Source organism: Pirellulales bacterium (assembly GCA_036267355.1).
In the GTDB taxonomy this organism is placed as follows: Bacteria; Planctomycetota; Planctomycetia; order Pirellulales; family DATAWG01; genus DATAWG01.
Window position 1 is genome coordinate 1 of record DATAWG010000026.1, and the last position, 6292, is coordinate 6292.

Here is a 6292-nt window from a genome sequence, read left to right on the forward strand (position 1 = left end):
TTCTCGGCCAGCAACTCCTCATACGTCGGCCGCCGCTGGGCCGCGTCCCGCTCGTCGTTCGAACCACCTCTCGTCGCTTCCATACCTGTTCTACGACGAGAATCCTGCTAGCAGGTTAAGCTAGCATCCAAGAATTTCCCCCGAGGCGGTAAACAATTACGACCGATTTACTATTTCGATCCGCCGCGCTGCGCGACGCTTTTGAGGAAGCCGCGCAGCTTGGTGGCGGCGGGCGTGTAGTTGCCATCCTTCTTGATGGCGTCGTTCATCGGGATCATGAATTTTTCCTTGTCGCCGAATTCGACGCCATTGGAAATGTTCTGCAACCCCTTAGTCTGCAAGGTCACCAATCGTTGCTTTTCCTGCAGTTTTGCGATCTCCGACTTATCGGAGTTCGACATTTCCGGCGGAACGAATTTGTCCGCATCCTTTCCGGACTTCACCCAGTTCTCCTTGGCTTTCTTCTTGACTTCGCGATGGGCATCTTCAATCGCGTTTACCTCGAGAGCGCCGGCGGTCGTTAGCGAAGGAATCACGACGCGCAGCATCAAGAAGCCGCCCGATTGCGTCGTGGCAAATTCCTCATTGCCGCCCGAGACACGTTTCGCCTCTTCGTAGAACGTGTTGCAGATTTTGGCGATTTCCGGCGGCACCGACTCGGGATCCTCCGTCATGCCGTCGACCACGTCGCCGAGCATCTTCTTCTGCGCAATCAAGTTCTTTTCAATATCCTTGTCGGTAAGCTTTGGATTTTTGTTCTTGTCGAGCTCCAAAGTGCCCTTTCCTTTGGCCAGCTCGCTGTAACGGGCATGGGCACTGTTGCAGTATGCCTTGCCGCCGGGAGAATTCTGGGCGTAGTTCGTCGCCAGCTTGGTGGCGGTCGAGTTGCTGCGGAAAAATGTTCCCAATTGGGCTTTGCTCGACTCGGCAAGGATGGCCGTCTTGCACAACGGGTCCATGAATTCCGGGTCACTGGCCCGCGTCACCGCGAGTTCCCGACACCATTTGTCGTTTTCGGTTTGCGGCTGAGCCGTCAGGAACATGCACAGCGCTTCGCATTGCTCGGGACCGGCCGACTCGAACAGGTCCTTTCGCATCTGCTCGTTTTCGGAGAGCGTTTTTGCGAAGTCTTTCATCGCTTGATCGCCCTGGTTGGAATCCGATTTGTTGAGGGCAGGCAGCGAATTGAGCAAATCCAAGGCCGGCTTCATTTTCAGCTTGAGCACATCGCGCAGCTTGCCGTTGATCTTGCGCATTTCGCCGATGTGCTTGTCGATGGCGGCGACCTTGCGCTTGCGCTGATCGATCATCTTGTCGTCTTTGATGCCGCGCAAGTCGGCATAATGCGCGCGCTCGATGGCCAGCAGATCGATCGCGTCATTCACTTTCTTGATCTCACCGCCGGTGTCTTTCGTCGGATCGACCATTACCTTCTCGATTGACAGCATCGTCTTCGTGACCAAGTCGGTCACGTTCTTTTTGTAGCTGGTGTCCTTGCTGTCGAAGAAAGTGCCTTTGCGTGTAATGTCGTCTTCGGCGTTGCGCTCGTCGGTGATTAAATTGAGCAGATTCACGCGGATCGACTTGATCGTTTGCTTGGCTTCGTTCGTGTTCCAACCCGCATCGGGGCTTTGCTTGAAATTGTCGATGCCCAGCTTGGCGCGATCGTAGCTGTCCTTGCTGCTCAAATTCGGCGGCTGCGGAGCGTTTTGGATCGGAGGGCCGCGCCGCGGACGAGTCGGTTGCATCTCTTCCGGCTTTTGCGACGGAGAAAGATTCAGATACTTCTCCAGTACTCCTAGCTTCTTTTCGGCCTCGACAAGATCGCCGGTTTTCAAGGCGTCGCTCACCTGCTGCACGACGGGAACGCAGCGCTCGACGGTGTCCTTACTGGCCTCGTCGGATTTGTGCGTATTGCACCATTTCACGATCGTCGACAGGCGGTGATGGAGTTCATCGGCCTTGCCGCCCGAGGTTTTGGACGGTTCCGTGCTTCCGGAAGATGTGTCGCCCGACGAATCCCCCGTCTTCGGCAGGTTTAGATACTTCTCGATCAGCACCATTTTTTTCTCGGCCTCGACCAAATCGCCTTGCTTCAATGCATCGCTGGCGTGCCGCGCCACGGGAATGGTGCGCTCGACGGTGTCTTTCGTGCCCAGACCGTCCTTGTTCGCCTTACACCATTCGAGAATTGCTTCCAAACGATTCTTCAAACCATTCGCCTGCTCGCTCGTGTCGGTCGTCGTGCCAACTTTTTGCGGCGTCGTCTGCGTGCTACCGGGCTTGTCGCTTTCGGCATCCTTGTTGGTCGCGAAATCGCAGTGTGAGAAACCGGCCTCTTTCGCGAATTTCTTGGCCAGCGTTTGCCCGTTGGCGTCGACGTCTTTCACGGTTTGCACGGTGAGCGTGCCGTTCGAGGCGAAGCATCGGCCGACAACCGTCGCCGTGCCGCCGCAATCCTTTTTGGCTTCATCGATCTTCTTCTGCGGCACCTTCGAAGTCTTATTGACGACCATCGTGCCGACGGCGCCATTCTTGACGACGAGCGCAAAATAGACCTCCTTCGTCTTGGCGTCTTTAAGCGCGCTGATGGATTCCTGATCGATGCCTGGCATGCAGAAGCTCCTTCGTGAACGCAAACGGTTGGCGTAGTGCCGTGTTGGATCGGTTCCAATTGTCAAAGTGACGATACCGGCCTCGTGGCGGGCCGTCAAGTTTTCCGAAAAATGAAAGCAGGCTTACAGCTCCCGCCGAAGAATAACTTCTCCACGGCGCCGCGGAGCCGCAACCAAAAGTAGCAGGCACACTCCGTGTGCCGTCGGCGCTGCTCTGCGTGCAATGCGCCGCGGCGCGCCGACGGCACATTCCGTGTGGCTACTACGATAAGAACACGTTCGTCGCTCCTTACAAAGACTTCGTGTGTTAGGGTCGCAGAGCCCTTACTCTCCTTGCGGGAGAGCGCGGGGTGAGGGGCTTGAAAAACGGAAGTTATTTTCGGCGAAGGTTTACACGCCGTGCACGACGACCATTTTCAGTTCGGTCATTTCTTGGATGGCGTATTTCGGGCCCTCCTTGCCCATCCCGCTGTCTTTCAAACCGCCATAGGGCATGAAATCGGCGCGCCATTGCGGGCCCCAATTGATATGGATATTGCCGCTATCCGCTTCTCGCGCGAAACGAAGCGCGCGGCCGATGTTCTCCGTGAAAATCGCGGCGCTCAGCCCGTAGCGCGTGTCGTTGGCCAACGAGATGGCTTGCTCGATGTCGTCGACGGCGGTTACCGCCACGGCCGGCCCAAAAAGTTCGTCGCAACTGATTCGCATTTTCGGCGACACGTCGGCCACAAGCGTGGGCTCGTGCATCGTGCCTTGCCGGCCGCCGCCGGTGACAATCCGTGCCCCCGACGACACCGCTTCGCCGACCCATTGCTGCACCCGTTCGGCATCGCCCTGGCGAATCATGGGGCCCATTTTCGTTTGCGAATCGAGCGGATTGCCGGTCCGCAGCGCCGCCACTTTGGGCTTCAGCACGTCGAGCAAGTCGCTATAGACCTTCGGCACGGCGAGCACGCGCTGGGCCGAGATGCAAACCTGCCCGGCGTTCGAATAGCCCGACGCCACGATTCCCTCGGCCGCCTTGTTCAGATCGGCATCGTCCATGACGATCACCGGGCAATTCGAGCCAAGCTCCATCGTGATGCGCTTCAGGCCGGCCTTGTGCATGATGTGCTCGCCGACCGCTTGGCTCCCCGTGAAGCTGATCTTGCGAATGCGCGGGTCGCCGGCCAAGGCGTCGCCGATCGAGCTCCCGGAACCGGTGATGCAGGCGATCGCCGGCGGAGGCACACCGGCTTCGAGCAGAATCTCCACCAGCGCCAGCGACGACAGCGGCGTGTCGCTGGCCGGCTTGAGAATGACCGAGTTGCCGGCGGCCAAGGCCGGCCCGACTTTGTGGCAGGGCAAATTCAGCGGAAAGTTGAAGGGCGTAATGCAAGCCACCACCCCGCACGGAACTCGCAGCGTGAAACCGAATTTCTTGGTCCCGTGGCTTGCCGCATCGAGTGGAAGCACCTCGCCATAGATCCGTTTGGCCTCCTCGGCAGAAAGCTCGATCGTTTCCGCGGCTCGGGCCGCCTCGACCAGCGATTCGCCAAGGATTTTTCCTTCTTCCTGGCTAATGATGCGGGCAAGCTGTTCGCGGCGGTCGAACATGAGCCGGGCAGCCTTGGCGAGAATGCGATAGCGCTCGTAGGCCGGCATCGCCCGCATGATCTTTGCCCCTTCGACCGCTCCCGCGACCGCCTTCTCGACGTCGGCCACATCGGCTTTTGGAACCGTATCGACGACGGTGTTGTCGAAGGGGCTACGGACGTCGATTTTCTGCGGTTTGTCGACCCATTGGCCGGCGATGAACATTTTCATGTTTGCGTGCGGGGCTAGGGCTGCGATGGAAGGGCCGTGCGGTTGACGGCCGGCGTATCCCGACAACGTGTTCGAACAAGCGAAAATCGCCTGTCGATGCCCCAATCATAACCGATCATTCGTGAAAAAGTCTTGGGGGGGCGACCGCGAGCCAACGATCGAATTGCCGGGGTGAACGCAGCCGGATCAATTGGACCCATGAAAATCCGGCAAAATCGTGCCCAGCGAAAAAAAGCCCGGCGCGACATACATCGCACCGGGCGTTGTTGAAATTCATCGCGTTGGCACGAATCAAACCATGGGCCTAGGGCCGCACCGTTAGCACGCTTTGTCTTTTCCCGGACGCGCCGCGCCCGTCGTGACATGCAAATCGTGCTTCAACTCGTGCACCAAGCGGCTCGAATCAAGCGGCTTGCAGAACCAGCGATTGACACCTTGCGGACCCGTGCTCACGCCCATCTCCGTCGACCGCGAGCCACTCACAGCCACAACGTGCAATCCGTTCAACTGCGGATTGCTGCGGATTGCGGAGATGGTCGTGGGCCCATCGCAACGCGGCATTCGCATGTCGAGCAGCACGACATCGGGCCGTTTATGCGTCGCCAGGTAGTCGAGAGCATGGCATCCATCCGAAGCGGTTTCGACGCGGAACCCGTTCGACCGCAGAACGCCCGCCAAAAGCGCGCTTTCGTTCTCGTTGTCTTCCACCACGAGCGCCACCGGCTTGCGTCGGAGACTGGCCGGCTGTTCTGTCTGGATCGGGGCGTTCAGCGGATCTTGCACGATCTGCCGCGGCAGCGATTCAGCCCGGACAACAGGAGTGTTCGAATCCGCATTGTTCTTCGATGCCTCGCCGTTCGAAGCCGGTCCGCTGGCAATCGCGGCTTCCAAGGCATTCAATTGGGACATGGCGAGTTTCAGTTTGGCATTGGCGTCGTTGAGATCGCCGGCCGCTATTTCAGTTTGAGCAATTTGAATGGCCAGGCCGGCAGTGTTCAGGTGATTCCGCAACTGGTGAACCCATTTGCGCGACAACGCAACGGCCTCGGCCGGTTGGGCGGCAACCGCCGGAGCCGAATTCGCCGGGCGAGCGGTTGCCGGAGCCGGAGCGGGAGCGGGGACGGGAATCTTTCCCGCAGAAGGCCTTGGCCGCGTCTTGCCATTCAATGGACCGGCGCCGGCAGCGTCTTTTTCTGCCACTTCATTCCGGAGCACCAACACCTCGCGCGGGGCATTCACGCCCACGCGCACCGTATTGCCCGAGACATTCAGAACTTCTACCTCGATTCCCAATTGCGGAAAGACAATCTTTTCTTGCGGTCGACGGGATAGAACCAACATAAACAGGGTCTCCTTTCCAGACATGGGCCGTTCTGCTCTGCCGCGGGATGGCGAGAGACGGACGGCCCGACTCCTTTTCGAGATAAATCCCAGGTGCACGCTAATCAGACACTGTCGCGAGAAAAATCGCAGGCGGGGTCAGGCGCAGCGGGCCGGCGCCTTGGGAAAGTGCTTGATTCTTCGGCTCGATGCGGATTGGCTCCCGCATCGGGCCACACCATTCCCCACACACTTTCCGAATTACATCCGCTGTTTCTACTGAAACCGCAAAATTCGATCAATGGCAGTTTTTTCAAAATTTCATTTTGCGGTTATTTCACAACCATCGCGGCATGCATTTGAAACCCCTGGGCCAATAAGAATAAAGGGGGCCCAATAAAGGGGACAGGCCCAATACTGTTCGGCACGCTATTTGACCAGTTGATTTAGCACTCGGGCCAAGATGTTTTTGGGGCAACGCGAGCGGGATTCCTGCGGGATTGGCAGGCGAGAAGCGTCAGATTGGCAGACGATGCCGAGGGTGCAAAAGG

General features: G+C 58.3%; 3 protein-coding genes. All 3 read right to left on the reverse strand.

What is annotated here, in order from left to right:
- Positions 1 to 170 precede the first annotated feature (170 nt).
- The gene (locus VHX65_04395; protein ID HEX3997767.1) at positions 171 to 2615 is read right to left on the reverse strand and encodes a hypothetical protein; all 2445 of its coding nucleotides are present in this window, start codon (positions 2613 to 2615) and stop codon (positions 171 to 173) included.
- A 390-nt stretch (positions 2616 to 3005) separates the two neighbouring features.
- Positions 3006 to 4421 carry an aldehyde dehydrogenase family protein gene (locus VHX65_04400; protein ID HEX3997768.1) on the reverse strand — a complete coding sequence of 472 codons (1416 nt, stop codon included), beginning with the start codon at positions 4419 to 4421 and terminating at the stop codon, positions 3006 to 3008.
- Between the two features lie 318 nt (positions 4422 to 4739).
- Positions 4740 to 5762, reverse strand: a complete 1023-nt coding sequence (locus VHX65_04405) for a response regulator (GenBank protein ID HEX3997769.1) — start codon at positions 5760 to 5762, stop codon at positions 4740 to 4742.
- Positions 5763 to 6292 lie beyond the last annotated feature (530 nt).

Excerpts from the sequence above, each read along its gene's own strand:
- VHX65_04400 (HEX3997768.1), bottom strand. The coding sequence starts at position 4,421 with ATGAAAATGTTCATCGCCGGCCAATGGGTCGACAAACCGCAGAAAATC.
- VHX65_04395 (HEX3997767.1), bottom strand. The coding sequence starts at position 2,615 with ATGCCAGGCATCGATCAGGAATCCATCAGCGCGCTTAAAGACGCCAAG.
- VHX65_04405 (HEX3997769.1), bottom strand. The coding sequence starts at position 5,762 with ATGTTGGTTCTATCCCGTCGACCGCAAGAAAAGATTGTCTTTCCGCAA.